Source organism: Nitrincola lacisaponensis (genome assembly GCF_000691225.1).
GTDB lineage: Bacteria > Pseudomonadota > Gammaproteobacteria > Pseudomonadales > Balneatricaceae > Nitrincola > Nitrincola lacisaponensis.
In genome coordinates, this window is the sequence record NZ_JMSZ01000006.1 from 1 (window position 1) to 15,325 (window position 15,325).

The window sequence follows — 15,325 nt, forward strand, 5'->3', positions numbered from 1 at the left end:
GCACTACCTGCTACAACTGCATCCGGACAACCTGTTGTTGACAATCCAGCATCCCGACGTGGAACCAGCGTTTACCGAGGCGCGTTACAACGCCGGCTATCGATTCGCCCCACTGGAAGCCGAACGCCTGGCATCCTGGCAGGATCCACAGCCCAATCCGGCGCTGGCAATCCGGGCGCTGAACCCCTTTATTCCAGACTCTCTGGAGCTGACGGAGCGTGTCGACACACCGTCCGAGCTACCCATAGCCTTGCTGGAAGAACCGGGCTTCACCCTCTGGTATCAACAGGATCAGCAATTCCAGCGTCCTCGGGCAGATCTCTATCTGGCCATCATGACTCATCTGGCACTGGCCAGCCCGGAGAATGCAGTCATGGTTGAACTTTACACCCGGATACTCAACGATCAGCTCAACAGTCTGCTGTATGATGCGTCGCTGGCGGGGCTGAATGTCTCTATCAGCTCGAATATGCGAGGAATTGGACTGCAAATCTCTGGCTATAATGACAAACAGTATGACATGTTAAAACAGGTAATTTCGGCGCTCAAATCACCCTCTCCTAGCCAAGCTCGCTTTGATCGAGCTGTTTTACAATTACATGAACAACTTATCAATCAACGTCAAAATGGCCCCCAGCAATTGGCAATGCAGCAGTTATTCACCGGACTCATGTCACGCTGGAGTACAGAAGACCGTCTCAACGCCCTGGCAGAGATCACTCCGGAGCAGTTGCAGCAGTTCCTCAATGAGCTGTTCATGGAAACTGAAGTGCGCATTCTGGCACATGGAAACCTGACACCTGACACCGCACTGAGTATGAGCGAGCAGATTCGATCCACGCTGCTGTCAGGCTCCAACCCGGTCACCGGGATTCGCGTGCCGGTCGTCGACTTGCCTCTGGACCAACGGCTGATCGACACCCTGAGCCTGGAGCACACAGATGCCACGCTGGTGCGTTATCTGCAAGGCAGCGATCGCAGTCTGGAACAGCGTGCTCGCGTAGCCCTGCTGAATGAAGTCATCTCTACGCCGTTTTATTCGCGTCTGCGCACTGAGAAGCAGTTGGGTTATATCGTCTTCGCTATTTACCTGCCAATGAGCGACGTACCCGGCATCGCCCTGATAGTCCAATCTCCGGTGGCCGATCCGCTGAAACTGGCGAATGAGTATGATCTGTTTATATCGCAAATGCTGACGGAACTGGAGTCTCTGACAGATGCACAACTGGAAGAGTTCAGGCAGGGACTGAAATCCCGCCTGTTGCAGCCGGACATGCGCCTGTCGGAGCGCTCTCAGCGTTATTGGCGTGAACTGGATCGTGACGGCAACTTTACCTCGCATCTGCAACTGGCAGAACAGGTGAGCCTGATTCAACGCGAAGACCTGATCGAACAATTGCAGTCCTTGCTGGAGCGTCAATATGACATTCGCAGTTTTGGCGGCTTGCTGCCAGACAGCGATGAGGTCATAGAAATCCCCGATTTCAGTGGCACCGAGACACTACAACTAAGACGCCAGGAAAACCTGTTTCACTGAATTCCCCAATAGATGTTTAGCCATCAACTACCTGGATTAGTTGATGGTTAAACGCTCCGACAACACCACTGTCTGCCCTACCGGAGCCAGGGCAATCAGCGCCAGCTTCAGATGCTGAATACCGAATGGAATCCCTATTATCGTGACGAAACAGGCCAGTGCAGACACTATATGCCCGATTGCCAGCCAGATCCCGGCAACAAAGAACCAAATCACATTCCCCAGCATACCAAGACAACCTGTCCCGATATCTTCATTGCCCGTCACAAAGCGACGATTGACGGCCTGTTTGCCAAAGGGCCAGAACGCAAAGCTACCGATCACAAAGCATGACCGGGCCCACGGAATACCCACAATTGTGATCAGCGCCAAAATCCCTGCCAACCACCAGGCCACGCCCATAATAAAACCACCCAACACAAACCAGATAATATTACCGAGTAACCGCAACATAAGCCCATTCCTGATAAAATCATGCGATAGTATGGCACTTTTTATGATGCGCAATCACCTTTTCTGGCTCTCGCGTCCCGGGATGACCTTTCGCATCGTCTAATAAAACCACTCAAGGTATCACTGATACTAAGTTGATGGAGGTAAGGCATGAGATATTTACATACCATGGTACGCGTGAAAGATCTGCAAGCCTCGATGGCCTTCTACCAGCAGCTGGGACTGGAAGAAATACGCCGCCATGACAGCGAGCAAGGCCGCTTCACTCTGATGTTCATGGCGCCTCCGGGTCAGCCGGAATGCCCGCTTGAACTGACCTATAATTGGGATGGTGATGATGGTTTGCCCTCGGATAGTCGACACTTTGGTCACGTCGCCTATGAAGTGGATGACATCTATGCGACCTGCGATCAGTTGCAAAAAGCCGGAATCATCATCAACCGCCCACCTCGTGACGGCCGCATGGCATTTGTGCGTTCACCCGACAACATTTCCATTGAACTGTTGCAAAAAGGCGAAGCACTTCCACCACAGGAACCATGGGCAAGTATGGGTAATACCGGCCATTGGTAAGTACCAAGCGGACAAGGAATACATATGGAATCCATGGAAGTCAAAGTAGCGACTCTGTCTATACTGGCGCTTTGTATCACAGCCTATCTGAATTTTGAGGCTGTCTGGGTTTGGTTATTCGTATTGCTGATTGTCATCCCGGTACTGGTCAGCCGCTTTCCCTTGACAGGCTATATTCTGGGTGCGGCACTCGTACTGTTTCCGGTTGTATTACTCAGCAAAGGGACATCAAGCTATGTTCTGCTATTCTCTCTCGGAGTCGCCATCTACGGCGGCTTCCTGATCAAAACCGCACGCTCGAAAGCAGATCCAGACAAGGTCACAGCCTCTGACATGCAAAAACACGCTGTGGCGTCATCGGATACACAACAGCAGATACCCTTACTCGATCAGATCAAACAGGCCCGACACGCAACAGGATTTCAACCCCTACAGAAAACACTTCTGCGACTTCTAAAACAGGGAGCAGACGGCCTGACACTTATCGCTACAGGGCTAGTGAGCCTGCCGACTTTTCTGGCTCTCTGGTATTTCGGGCTCAAGTGGCCACTGATACTCGGATTCATGACATTCGCACTCTACCTGTGGCGTATCACGCGTTATCCTGAAACCCTGTCCATCAAAACCCCCCGGGATATACGCTGGCATGGGCTGGTATTATGTATGTGCTGTTTAGTATGGGTATTGATAATAAGCCTTGTGCCTGTAGACAGTTTACTGGCAATCAATATGCATCTACCGGCCATGCTGGCAAGCCCTGCCTGGTTTGAATACGGTGATATGCTGAGTAATTACCTGAATCACATTATCTCACTGATCACAACCGCTGTTCTCCTGGTCATGTTATCCAGACTTCCGACGTTTCTGGCCATTCTGCTCTCAGGCTGGCTGCTGTTCCGTTTCTATCTGTCGCTCCCGGACGATCTCCAGGTTCGCGTTAACATTTTGCGCTGGCCTGTATGCTCATTTCTGTTAATTCTGATCATCATCTGGCCAAATTTGGAAACCCTGCATACACATCTGTTTGACTGGATGGCCAGCTATCAATCTGCAGCCACACGCCTGGTCGAACTCGCTATCATCGGTTTTCTGCCCTGGCGTATCTGGAAGATGGTGTTCAAATCACCTGCTGAGGTTCATTCGTGAAGCATATTAAAGGTATTATTTTTGACCTGGACGGCACCCTGGTCACGTCATCGCTCAACTTTGCCGCTATTCGAGATGAAATCGGCTGTCCGGAACATGAAGATGTACTGGCTTTCCTGGGATCATTACCTGAGGAGCAACAACAAGAAGCAACGGATGTCATTCATCGTCATGAACTGCTTGATGCTCACACCAGTGACTGGATGCCACGTGCACGCGCATTTATAGAAAGATGTGCTGCAGAAAAAATTGCCATGGCGATAGTGACACGCAACTCACTCTTTCCCACCCGCATTAAAGTTGAACGTAATGCCATTCCTATTCAACACATAGTGACCCGCGAAGCCTCCCGGCCCAAACCCGATCCTGCAGCCCTGCTGAATATAGCCGATCACTTTAACCTGCCAACGGACGCCATGTTGATGGTCGGTGACTATAAATACGACCTGCAGGCAGGCCGCAATGCCGGCATGCCAACCTGTCTGATCAACTTCGCCCGTCTACCCGATTATGCTCACTTGGCAGACTATGCCTTTGAACATTTTGGTTTGTTGCATCAGGCGATGTTTCAACACTGAAGCCTCTTTATAATAAAACAACATCAACCTGAATCATTCTGGGGTAACTCATGCAGTCTGAAGTAAAAATTGAAGACATCATTGAAGGCACCGGCAAAGCCGCTGAAAAAGGTGCATTGATCACAGCACACTATCGTGGTTGGCTTGAGGATGGTACGGAATTTGACTCATCCTACACACGTGATGAACCTTTCCAAACAGTACTCAGCCATAAGCGTGTGATTCAAGGCTGGGTAGTCGGGCTTGAAGGCATGAAAACAGGCGGTAAGCGTAAATTGTGGATACCCGCTGAGCTGGCCTATGGTGATCGCAAAGTTGGCAATCGCATTCCGCCTAACAGCAACCTGAGTTTTGAGATTGAGCTACTGGAAGTGCTAACCCGGGATGACTAACACTGAAGCTGCGCTGTTCAGCTAACAGAGATCGTATCAAATCGATTGAAGCACCCACTGCTTAAACTGCGCAGCAGGTAATGCACCTGACAACCTCGCTACTTCTTTACCTTGTTTGAAAACAATCAATGTCGGGATGCTGCGAATACCAAAGCGGGCAGCGAGGTCGGGGTGTGCTTCGGTATCGATTTTGCCCAGATGTACTCTCGGCTCCAGTGTTTTTGCCGCTTCAGAAAACACAGGTGCAAACTGTCGACAGGGTCCGCACCAGGGTGCCCAGAAATCCACGACTAAAGGAAGATCCGCGCTGCTATGGGCATCAAAGTTGGCTGAGGTCAACTCAATGGGCGACTGTGAAAACAGACCCTCTTTGCACGCTCCACACTTACCACCCTGAGTTAATTTTTCCGTAGGGACACGGTTTTTGCGATGACAATTCGGGCAAGTAACAATCAGTGTATCACTCATCGGGCTTCTCAATATTAGACAATCTTGTTATTCAACAATATAAGGACTGATTGCTGAAAAACAAGGGACTAGCTATCAGATCATTTGCGGTACAGAATTTTGATCAAATGATAACCAAACTGGGTTTTGACAGGGCCATGAACCTTATACAGCGGCTTGGTAAACACAACCTGATCGAAGGCCTTAACCATTTCCCCCTTACGAAACTCGCCTAAATCCCCTCCCCGTTTTCCAGATGGGCAAATAGAGTGTTTCTTGGCTAATAGCGAAAAATCTGCGCCTTTCGCCAATTTCTGCTTAAGATGCTCGGCTTCTTCTTCGGTTTTCACCAGGATATGTACTGCACTTGCTATCGCCATCGTGACACCTGTCGGATTGTTTGATCATTTAATCGGCTAGTATACCAGCAACCAGGATGACACTGAGCCTAACGTCCCGATGACCAGCAAAATACAGTCTCGCCAACTCTATCAACTTCACATTGAACTTGAGGGATCATCCCCCGCTATTTGGCGCAGACTGATGGTGCCAAGCAACATTACACTGGACCGCCTGCACCAGGTTATTCAAGTCGTAATGGGTTAGCAGAATACTCACCTTCATCTATTCCAAACCAAAGATAAGTGCAGCTTCACAGATCCGGAGGCATTGGAGCACGGCTTCGATAACTGGTTTGATGAAACTGGCGTATTACTCAGTGATGTATTACATGGCAGAGTAAAAACGCTCTCTTATAAGTATGACTTCGGTGATTCATGGGATCATCTGATTACCCTCGAAAAAACACTGCCACTGATTGGTAATCACGAAGTGGATGTACTTTGCCTCACAGGTGACCGTGCCTGTCCACCCGAAGACTGCGGTGGAATTTCTGGCTATGAAGACCTTCTCGATACTTTAGAAAACCCTGCAGATCCAGAATACTCAGAAACGCTGAACTGGTTAGGTGTGGAATCCTTTGATCCAGCAATATTTGATACTGAATCTTGCAATACTCGTCTGCAGATGCTGCTGCAATACAGTCCGCCGTTAATACACGATGAAATTTACGAACACTTTATCGAAGTCAAGACAGAACTCGATTAGCTACTATCCAGTCTACGCGGACAGGATCAATGGCTAGTTCAGGCTGTGATTGACCAATTTTTGGTAGACTCGCTCGAACAGGAAATGCCCCCCGCAGATCTAACTTATGGAAAGTTTGTGTGGGACGATAACATCCGCACTGAGGAAATGGGGCCAGTGCTTCCATGAACTCATGCAGACAGTCTCCACCCGATTCAACTGGGCCTACATCGATCACTATCCTGACTGATGAAGTACCTGAAAATGCGCGTGGATACTCATCAGTTGACGCCACCGTTATACATGCCATGTCCAATCGCTGGTCGATGTTGCTTGGCTTAACCGGAATCATCAGCTATACCGAAATCCAAAGCACTGAATCTTACAAAGATGAATACTTAATCCGGATCAGTACCTTAGGTCGTGAATATTTGTTCTGGAAAACTGAATAACGCTCGACTGCAGAGCTGATGCGGTCGTGCTCGTAGACTATCAGGGCAGATTATATATGCTGGATAGGTCCAGGATACTGCGCTACCAACGCATCTGCCGTCAGAAGCAAAAAACCTTCTGCTTCTGCCTGTGCCACAAGCAAGCGGTCAAAGGGGTCTTTGTGAATGGGTGGCAGGTGCGCAACACCCAGTGTATGTAATGCGGTGATGGCAAGCTCTTCATAACCATTATCGACGAGCCCCCGGCGCAGCAAGTGCGGATCTACATGAAAACCCTCTCGCTGTAGGCTGTTTTTAATCACCACCTCCCAAATACTGGCTACGCTGAAATAGAGCCGGTTTGCCGGATCATTGATCAAGTCTTTAGCCTGAGCGGATAGTTTTTCAGAGGCAGCCGCAGCCCAAAGCAGAATGTGTGTATCCAGCAGCAGGTTCACATCAACCTCCGAACATATCCGCAATTTCATCCTCACCCATACGATCAAAGTCATCCGGGATCGATAATTGCCCTGCCAGAAAACCGATACGTTTTTGCTGACCAGGTTCTGGACTATCAATCGCGGTGACGCGTACCAGCGGCTTACCTGCTTTGGCGATGATAAAACCCTCGCCTTGCTGAGCACGGGCAACAAGCTGTGACAAACGCGTTTTAGCTTCATGCATATTGACAGATTCCATAACAAACCTCGTATTAGTTTACTTGACTTAGTCTAGTCCGGTTTTAGTAAAAAGCCAACGTAATGCAACGCACTCAGACACGCCTTAAGCATCTCCGTGCGCATAATGCCGATGATAACCACCCCTCCTGCTTTGCTTCCGCATGTAGCTTGGTTTCTTACGAAAATCGAAGATCAGCACCAATGGCTGGAAACTGTTCTAGAAAGGACTTTGGAAAGGCATAACGGAAGTAATAAACACCCGTAGGCTTACGATAGGTATGAGCGATATGTGCTGGCATGACTGTCACCGTCAACTGGCACATTTACATGTACCTAACGATTATCAACAGCTTGATTTGACGCAAATCATTGAATTTAAATAGAAATGGCGGTCAGGGAGGGATTCGAACCCTCGATACGTTGCCGTATACACACTTTCCAGGCGTGCTCCTTCGACCACTCGGACACCTGACCGTTTTGTATTGAGGCGCGAATTTTAGCAGACTATTTGAAAAGCACAAGAGGCAAGCGCCTGAATATCCGTTATAATCTGCGTTTTAAGCCTTTACCAGCCGGATTATTGCGCGATGGAAGCTGTTGTTTTTTTCAAGTGCCTGAGTGATACCACTCGCTTACGGATCATTACACTGCTGCACCACAGGGGAGAACTCTGTGTCTGTGAGCTGATGACTGCACTGCAAGAGTCTCAACCCAAAATTTCTCGCCATTTGGCACAGTTACGTAATTGTGGCTTGCTGAAGGATCAACGGCGTGGCCAATGGGTTTATTATTCAATTAATCCTGAACTGCCACCCTGGACCGCCAATGCGCTAAGTGCTGCCTGCCATGCCTCTGATACACAACTCAAAGCCGATGTTGACAACCTGAACGGCCAGCAAGAAGATCTTTGCACACGAGTCACTGACGCTTAAGTGTTATTATCTAGCCGCTATTACCGGAGCCTGCTTTCATGCTAATTGCGTTTACTGCTGTTTTACTGGGCCTGATTCTGCTGGTCTGGAGTGCGGATCGTTTTATCGATGGCGCAGCCGCGACAGCCAAATATGCAGGGATGCCCCCCCTGTTAATCGGTATGGTGATTATCGGTTTCGGCACTTCGGCACCGGAGCTGTTTATATCTGCCCTCGCAGCCTCTCAGGGCAACCCTGGTCTGGCACTGGGTAATGGCTACGGTTCAAACATTGCCAATATAGGCCTGATTCTCGGTCTGACGGCGTTGCTCAGTCCAATCGTTGTGCATAAGTCTGTCTTGCGAAAAGAACTCCCGATTCTGGCGGGGATTACGCTGTTATCTGGCTTATTGTTGCTCAATGGTCAGATTTCACGTGTGGATGCGGGCATTATGCTGCTGGTCTTTGCACTGATTATGGGCTGGAGCATATACGAGGGTCTTAAAGGACGATCTGACCCCTTGATTGGCACTGCTGATGCAGAAGCAACGGATACAGCTCAGATGACGCTGAAACAAGCCATTATCTGGCTGGTGGTGGGTCTGATCTTGCTGATTATCAGCTCCCGTGCATTGGTATGGGGAGCCGTGGAGATTGCGACATCACTGGGTGTGAGTGATTTGATCATCGGACTGACAGTGGTTGCAATCGGCACCTCCCTGCCAGAACTGGCATCGGCCTTTGCTTCGATTCGCAAAGGCGAACACGATCTGGCACTAGGCAACGTCATAGGTTCCAACCTGTTTAACACCCTTGCGGTGATTGGCCTGGCAGGCATGATACATCCACTCCAGGTCGAGTCGGAATTATTATGGCGTGACTGGCCAGTGATGGCAGCTCTCACTCTGGCCCTGTTCGTGATGGGTTACGGTTTCCGTGGGCGCCTGGGACGGATTAATCGCTTTGAAGGTGCGCTTCTGTTAAGCGTATTCATCGGTTATACAGGTTATCTGCTGTACAGTCTAACCAGTGCTGCCAGCCTGGGTTGATCAGGCCACTTTGAGAATACGCAACTCCTGCTCGGGTACAGGTCGACCGAGCAGGTAGCCTTGCACACTGTCACAGCCATGCGCTTTCAGGAAAGCCTGTTGAGCTTCGGTCTCAACACCTTCGGCCAGCACTTCAATATTCAAACTTTTACCCAGTGCAATCACGGTAATAATGATCGCTTCATCTCGCGGGTTAGTGCCTATATCACGGGTAAAGCTGTAATCGATTTTCAGGCGATCCAGTGGCAGCTGCTTGAGCCGGTTCAGTGAAGAGTAGCCAATACCAAAATCATCTATTGCCAAACGATAGCCCGCGTGGCGTAACAGGTTGAGCTGTTCAATGGCATAATCCGGGTCCTGCATGATCAGGCTTTCGGTAATTTCAAGCTCGATCTGGCTGCGTGCAATGCCGAAACGGTCCAGAATCGAATTGATATGCTCAATAAAATCAGCTTCAAGCAGCTGTTTGGGTGAAATATTGATCGCAACAGGTGGCACCATATAGCCCTGTTCCTGCCAGATCAGTATCTGCTCACACGCCAGCTCTATCACTTGCCAGCCCAGTGGAATAATCAGATTGGTTTCTTCTGCCAGCGCAATAAACTCCCCGGGCGGCATCATGCCTTTCTCTGGATGCTGCCAGCGTACCAGCACCTCCAGTCCGCAAAGCTCTCCCGAACACAACGAGAATTGTGGCTGGAAGTGCAGTAATAACTGTCGCGCATGAATGGCAATACGCAGATCCTGTTCCAGTTGAAAAGACTGCACTGCCTCTTTGGTTAGCTGGCTACTGTAGAGTTCATAACAGTTTTTACCCTGCGCCTTGGCCTTATACATGGCTGTATCGGCATGTTTGATCAGCGTGTCCAGGTCGTGCCCCTGGTCCGGGTAATGACTGATACCGATACTGGCCGTCATTTGCAGCTTGTGCCCCTCAATCTGCAAGGGAATGGTACATAATGCCAAAAAGCGCTCGGCCTCTTCCATTGCCCGCTGCACACAGCCATTCACCAACAGAATAAACTCATCACCACCGGTTCTGAAGAGTTCACAGTCATCACTCAGGCGTCGGGACAGATTATTGGCCATACCCTTGAGTAACTGATCACCTATCTGGTGACCGAGACTGTCATTGATCATTTTAAACCGGTCAAGATCGATGAACAGCAGGCTGAAGCGCTCAGTATCAGGGGCCTGCAGATGTGCCATAACACGCTCCATCAGCATATAGCGGTTTGGCAGCCCCGTCAGTACATCGTGACGCGCCTGATGCGCCAGCGTCTGGGTTTGCTGATTCACCAGATCAGTCAGCAGGCGTTCCCGATCATGCATGCTCAACACCAGCAAGCTGCCCATACAGCCAACCAGAACCAGCAGCGCCTGCATCATCTGTGCATTACTGACCTGATTCATCGCCAGATACGTCGGTCCGGCTTTGGCTTGAACCTCCCAAACCTGCTGCGCAATGCTGACCTGAAAGTGCGCATCCATCACGCTGCGCTCAGTAACACCGGCTTGAGTCCGAAAAAACGCTTTATCCCGCCCGGCTTCAAAGAGTGCAAACTCAATATGACGGATACCAGACTGCGCCAGAGCAACTGAGAACATACGTTCAACAGTGAAGACCCCCACCATGAAACCCGTCAATTGGCGATTACCCATTAACGGATTGCCCTGGTCTGCCAGAACATACACCGGATGTAGAATCAACAACCCGGGCTCATCGGGTGCCTGTGTCAGATTCAGTATCTGTGTCGCAACAGGACGCCCCTGCTGCTGAGACTCAATGACCCAGCGACGGCGGTCTTCTATAGACAACAGATTAAACCCTAACGCGGCACGGTTGGATTCACGTGGCTCAACCAGTTGTACGGGTATTAATGGATCATCAGGATAGAGGGATTCACCATAAACGCGGTAGTCAGGTTCTTGTAGCAATACACGCGTCTGTGCTTCAAAAGCATCGAGCTGATCAGGTGAGACTACAGGATCCCATGAATACGCCAGGACAGATGGGTTAACCCGCTGTATTTCAGCGACCAGATCTCTGAACTGATCAGGATCAGCTTCAACCGGACCTGAAAACTCTTTACCCAAACGGGTCAGATCAGCCAGGTTCTGCTGCACTACCGCCTGGAACTGGGCATCCATCACTTTGACGTCCTGCTCAAAGCTGCGCCTGAGCTGCTGCTGTAAATGGCTCAAAAACAGCTGATTGATCATCAGCACTGCCACTATCACTAACGACAACTGCGCAATCAGTCGCAGATGGCGTTTAGGACGCTGCTTATCTCTCAGCTCAAAGACTGCCAGGAGAAGAGGTGTTACCAGGATTGCCCCGAAGCTGTCACCCATCCACCAGCTGAACCAGTCATTCAGATAACCGGCACTACCCTGACTGTCCGATAGCAGGTGTATTGACGTGGTTCCAATAGAGGCACTGAGCAGGCAGCTCATAAAGCCAGAGAAAAGGACGAACTTAATCAGCCCTCGGCCACTGTGTGGCCGTAAAGGATAAGCTTTATAGCGCTGGATCAAATAGCAGGCCAGCAACGCCTGTAAACTGGCGCCTAGCGCAATGGTCAACGCAGATGGCAGTGCGCTTAGCAGAGGAATTTGGTGTATTGAGTGAGGCAACCAGAGGTTAAACAGCAAGCTGCCAGCAAAAATGCCAGGCCACATGGACCTGCCAAAGCGCAGCAGCACAGCCAGTCCGATGCCTGTTGGAATCCACAAGGGCACTATCTGGTCATGTAATCCGGATTCAGCAACCAGCAGTCCGGTACCTGCGTAGGCAAATGCCAATAAAATCAACGCAGAAATATAAACTGAAACCCGCAAGTAAAGTCCTCGAATACCGGGATAGCTGAAGCCATAAGCTACCCTAAAAACGGCCTGAATGCTAACTGACTTATGCAGGAATTAACAGAATTATTTTGTACAAAAAATAAACAAAGCGTTTTACTCGGATTTTAATGACATAAAAATTCTTTCAAAGAAATTACAAAAAATATCTACATATCAAAACTATAGCCATATTATAAAGCGACAGACCGAATATAATGCTGTAATAATTATTGACCACTTGCGTTTGAACTTGACAACAGACAGATCAATTCCTGAAGATCCATTGGTCGATAATAGAGATAACCCTGAACTGTGTCACAGCCCATTTCCATCAGACGATCCCGTTGTTCGATGGTTTCAACACCTTCAGCGACCAAATGCAGGTTTAAATTCTCGGCCAAACTGATGATTGTTTGCACAATACTGGCTGAAACCTCATCTTCGGTCATATCCACAACAAAAGAGCGATCAATTTTCAGTGTTGAAAGGGGCAGTTTTCTCAAGTAAGACAAACTGGAATAGCCTGTACCAAAATCATCGAGGGCAACACCAAAGCCTTGCTCGCGCAAACGTTGCAGTACATCGATCACGACTTTTTCACGATGAATCAGACTGGTCTCAGTGACTTCAAACTCAAACATACTGGGCTGCAAACCATAGCGCTCGAGGGTATCCGCCAAAAACTCAGCCACACCCAGACGTTCCAGCTCCTGAACGGAGAGATTGATCGCTACACTTGGCAGTGTGATACCTGCTTGTAACAGTTCACTGACCTGTCGACAGGCTTCATTGACCACCCAGGCACCCAGCTCAACCATCAACCCGGATCGCTCGGCAAGGGGAATGAAAATTGCCGGTGAAATAGGTCCCAACACAGGATGGCTCCAGCGTACCAACACCTCTGCACCGCAGATAGCTTGCGTGGCTAAGGTCACCTTTGGCTGAAAGTGCAGACTTAAGCCATCTCCTGCCAGTGCTTCGCGTAGCGCCTGTTCCAGCGCCAGACGATCACGCGCCTGATTACTCATGCTGTGATTGTAAAAACAGAAGGTATTCCGACCCGCAGACTTGGCTTCTTCCAACGCGGCCTTAGCACAGCGTAGTAGCTCATGCTGACTGTCAGCATCTTCAGGAAACAGCGCCACGCCCAAAGAGGGGCTCATAAACAGCGTTTCACCCGACAGGCTGAAACTCTTTTGCAATGCGGCTTTTAAATTAAACAGGATCTGTGCCAAATGGGTACTATCATCACTCAGCGGGATAATCAGACCAAACTCATCTGCACTGATTCTGACCAGACAGTCTTTTGCTGACACCAATGGTTTCAACCGGCTAGCAGCCAGTTGAATCAAACGATCGCCGGCCGCATGTCCCAGGCTGTCATTGATCAGTTGAATTTCACCCAGATCAATTTTAATGAGCGCAAAAGGGATAACGGTTTGGGCTTCACTTAAGTGATAGTCCAGCCAATCCAGCAACTGCCGACGATTACCCAGCCCTGTCAGTGGATCGTGCGTCGCCAGGTATTCTATTTCAGCGTCCCGTGCACGCAACTCGGACAGGTCATGGAATACCGCCACATAGTATTCCACGGTGCCGTCAGGGCCTTTCAGTGCATTGATGGACAGCCATTGCAGATATGCACCACCATCTTTACGGCGGTTCCAGATCTCGCCTTGCCAGCTTCCGCTGGTTTCAATCTGTTCCCACATTCTGCGGTAGAAGGTTTCATCATGATGATTGGAACGCAGTAAACGCGGTGTTTTGCCCAGCGCTTCATCTGCGGTATAGCCAGTGATTTCAGTAAATGCCCGATTTACTTCCAGAATATGACCATAGGGACCCGTAACAAAAATCCCTTCTATGGTGTTATCAAAAACACGCTGAGCCAATCGCTGTTGCATCTCCAGCGCATGAATGAGCTGGCTTTTGTGTTGAAGTTGCTGTGGGTCCTGAATAAACATAATCAGTCATCCGTCAGCGACATCATCTCCTGCGCCCAGGCAACGCTGGAGAGATAGTCTCGGTTAAGGGCTTCAACCAGTTTTACAGAACGCTTTTCCATACGAGCACTTTCAAACGACTCGATCACCTTGATCAGTTTTCCCAACTCTCCCTGTCCAAGTAACAAGGCATCTGTGATTACAGGATCCAGCCCTGACTCTGCCAGAATCTGTGACAACTCGACGCCTTCCAGTTGATCCATCATGGAGAAGAGTCCAGCTGTAAAAGCGACCTCCGGATCGATCTCCTTAACCCGATTGGCCAATTGCCTGGCCATAAAAGCTCTGACCAGTAGTTTGAAGACCAATAAACGCTTGATCGGCTGGTTATTGGCCAGCAGTAAAGTCGTAGTCAACACCCGGATTTTTTCAAAACCCAATAACATAATCGCCTGACTGATACTGCTGATCTTGTTCACTCGCCTCTCTGAAGCCGAATTAACACGCTTGAATAGCAGATGACAAAGATGGGGGTCCTGCGCAATCAGAGATTCAATTTGCCCTACATCAGTATTGGGATCATAGAGAGATCTCAGCAGTTTCAGATCTGCAGAGCGATTACCCTGGCGGGTTTGAGCCTGATACTGGAACTGCTCCGGAAACGCATAAAAATACCCCTGAAGCAGGTCGAATCCGGACTCAAGAGCTCGGCTCAGCGTTTCAGAGCTTTCAATAAAACTTGCAAGCAATGTCAGCCCTTGTGCCCGAAAGCCGTCAAGGATAGCAAAAATACCCTCTTGCCTGACATCCACTTTGGCAATGTGCACCAGTCCGACCAGTAGATCGCCATACTGCAACAACTGTCGATCTGATGCTGCTATCTGATAGCCCTTGGCGACCGCATCACGCAGATGCTGTAACTTTGTGTCATCAAACGTACACTCCGGCAATTCGATAACCACCTGCTCAACCGGCAGGGGCAGTAAATCAGGTTGAGCCAACCAGTCAACAGACACATTAAGATACAACTGCCGGCTACCAACCAGTGCATTAAGACCTATCTCATAAAATGCCGTACTACAGGCACGCGCAGTTGCAATCAGTGGATCAGTGATATCGGCACTGACCGCACCGCCATGCGCCCGATACAGCAATTCATCGGCAACATGCCTGAACTGCCTGTCGCAGATCGGATGCAGTGCGATGCAATAACGCCTGTCATCATCAATATGACTATCCACCAACACCACCA

Annotated in this window: 15 protein-coding genes, 1 tRNA gene and 1 pseudogene; 8 read left to right on the plus strand and 9 right to left on the minus strand. The window is 49.6% G+C overall.

Going from position 1 to position 15,325, the window contains the following annotated elements:
• A partial coding sequence (locus ADINL_RS00795; protein WP_193364952.1) for an insulinase family protein occupies positions 1-1,537 on the plus strand: 1,537 nt, incomplete at its 5' end.
• Positions 1,538-1,573: 36 nt separating this feature from the next.
• On the opposite strand, the gene ADINL_RS00800 is transcribed toward ADINL_RS00795, so the two are convergent.
• Positions 1,574-1,990 (minus strand): YccF domain-containing protein, encoded by a 417-nt coding sequence (locus ADINL_RS00800; protein WP_036542665.1) that lies wholly within the window; start codon positions 1,988-1,990, stop codon positions 1,574-1,576.
• A 150-nt stretch (positions 1,991-2,140) separates the two neighbouring features.
• On the opposite strand from ADINL_RS00800, the gene ADINL_RS00805 reads away from it, so the two are divergent.
• Genes ADINL_RS00805 through ADINL_RS00820 form a run of 4 tightly spaced genes read left to right on the plus strand, consistent with a single transcriptional unit; the run spans position 2,141 to position 4,679 of the window.
• Entirely contained in the window at positions 2,141-2,563 is a 423-nt protein-coding gene (locus tag ADINL_RS00805) for a VOC family protein (protein ID WP_036542668.1), read from the plus strand.
• A 24-nt stretch (positions 2,564-2,587) separates the two neighbouring features.
• Positions 2,588-3,709 carry a hypothetical protein gene (locus ADINL_RS00810; RefSeq protein ID WP_036542671.1) on the plus strand — a complete coding sequence of 374 codons (1,122 nt, stop codon included), beginning with the start codon at positions 2,588-2,590 and terminating at the stop codon, positions 3,707-3,709.
• Positions 3,706-4,287 carry an HAD family hydrolase gene (locus ADINL_RS00815; RefSeq protein WP_036542674.1) on the plus strand — a complete coding sequence of 194 codons (582 nt, stop codon included), beginning with the start codon at positions 3,706-3,708 and terminating at the stop codon, positions 4,285-4,287. The genes ADINL_RS00810 and ADINL_RS00815 overlap by 4 nt, the downstream gene beginning before the upstream one ends.
• Before the next feature lie 50 nt (positions 4,288-4,337).
• Positions 4,338-4,679 (plus strand): FKBP-type peptidyl-prolyl cis-trans isomerase, encoded by a 342-nt coding sequence (locus tag ADINL_RS00820; RefSeq protein WP_036542677.1) that lies wholly within the window; start codon positions 4,338-4,340, stop codon positions 4,677-4,679.
• A gap of 36 nt (positions 4,680-4,715) precedes the next feature.
• Here the strand turns inward: ADINL_RS00820 and trxC are convergent, their stop codons facing one another.
• Positions 4,716-5,147 carry a thioredoxin TrxC gene (trxC, locus tag ADINL_RS00825; protein ID WP_036542680.1) on the minus strand — a complete coding sequence of 144 codons (432 nt, stop codon included), beginning with the start codon at positions 5,145-5,147 and terminating at the stop codon, positions 4,716-4,718.
• 80 nt (positions 5,148-5,227) lie between these two features.
• Positions 5,228-5,506 carry a peptidylprolyl isomerase PpiC gene (gene ppiC / locus ADINL_RS00830; protein WP_036542683.1) on the minus strand — a complete coding sequence of 93 codons (279 nt, stop codon included), beginning with the start codon at positions 5,504-5,506 and terminating at the stop codon, positions 5,228-5,230.
• Positions 5,507-5,585: 79 nt separating this feature from the next.
• On the opposite strand from ppiC, the pseudogene ADINL_RS00835 reads away from it, so the two are divergent.
• Positions 5,586-6,233, plus strand: a pseudogene (locus ADINL_RS00835) (plasmid pRiA4b ORF-3 family protein).
• Positions 6,234-6,714: 481 nt separating this feature from the next.
• Here ADINL_RS00835 and ADINL_RS00840 read toward each other — a convergent pair.
• The 3 genes from ADINL_RS00840 to ADINL_RS00850 form a co-directional block, all read right to left on the minus strand.
• The gene (locus ADINL_RS00840; RefSeq protein ID WP_036542688.1) at positions 6,715-7,101 is read right to left on the minus strand and encodes a type II toxin-antitoxin system VapC family toxin; all 387 of its coding nucleotides are present in this window, start codon (positions 7,099-7,101) and stop codon (positions 6,715-6,717) included.
• A gap of 1 nt (position 7,102) precedes the next feature.
• Positions 7,103-7,342 carry a type II toxin-antitoxin system Phd/YefM family antitoxin gene (locus tag ADINL_RS00845; protein ID WP_036542691.1) on the minus strand — a complete coding sequence of 80 codons (240 nt, stop codon included), beginning with the start codon at positions 7,340-7,342 and terminating at the stop codon, positions 7,103-7,105.
• A gap of 367 nt (positions 7,343-7,709) precedes the next feature.
• A tRNA-Ser gene (locus ADINL_RS00850) sits at positions 7,710-7,797 on the minus strand.
• Positions 7,798-7,910: 113 nt separating this feature from the next.
• On the opposite strand from ADINL_RS00850, the gene ADINL_RS00855 reads away from it, so the two are divergent.
• Both ADINL_RS00855 and ADINL_RS00860 read left to right on the plus strand, forming a co-directional pair.
• On the plus strand, positions 7,911-8,255 hold the full coding sequence (locus tag ADINL_RS00855; protein ID WP_036542694.1) for a metalloregulator ArsR/SmtB family transcription factor: 345 nt from the start codon (positions 7,911-7,913) through the stop codon (positions 8,253-8,255).
• A gap of 38 nt (positions 8,256-8,293) precedes the next feature.
• Entirely contained in the window at positions 8,294-9,283 is a 990-nt protein-coding gene (locus ADINL_RS00860; protein WP_036542698.1) for a calcium/sodium antiporter, read from the plus strand.
• Here the strand turns inward: ADINL_RS00860 and ADINL_RS15770 are convergent, their stop codons facing one another.
• The 3 genes from ADINL_RS15770 to ADINL_RS00875 form a co-directional block, all read right to left on the minus strand.
• Positions 9,284-12,124 (minus strand): bifunctional diguanylate cyclase/phosphodiesterase, encoded by a 2,841-nt coding sequence (locus ADINL_RS15770; RefSeq protein WP_051632432.1) that lies wholly within the window; start codon positions 12,122-12,124, stop codon positions 9,284-9,286.
• Positions 12,125-12,357: 233 nt separating this feature from the next.
• Positions 12,358-14,094 (minus strand): putative bifunctional diguanylate cyclase/phosphodiesterase, encoded by a 1,737-nt coding sequence (locus ADINL_RS00870; protein WP_051632433.1) that lies wholly within the window; start codon positions 14,092-14,094, stop codon positions 12,358-12,360.
• A 2-nt stretch (positions 14,095-14,096) separates the two neighbouring features.
• Positions 14,097-15,314 carry an EAL and HDOD domain-containing protein gene (locus ADINL_RS00875; protein WP_161667715.1) on the minus strand — a complete coding sequence of 406 codons (1,218 nt, stop codon included), beginning with the start codon at positions 15,312-15,314 and terminating at the stop codon, positions 14,097-14,099.
• Between the last annotated feature and the right edge of the window lie 11 nt (positions 15,315-15,325).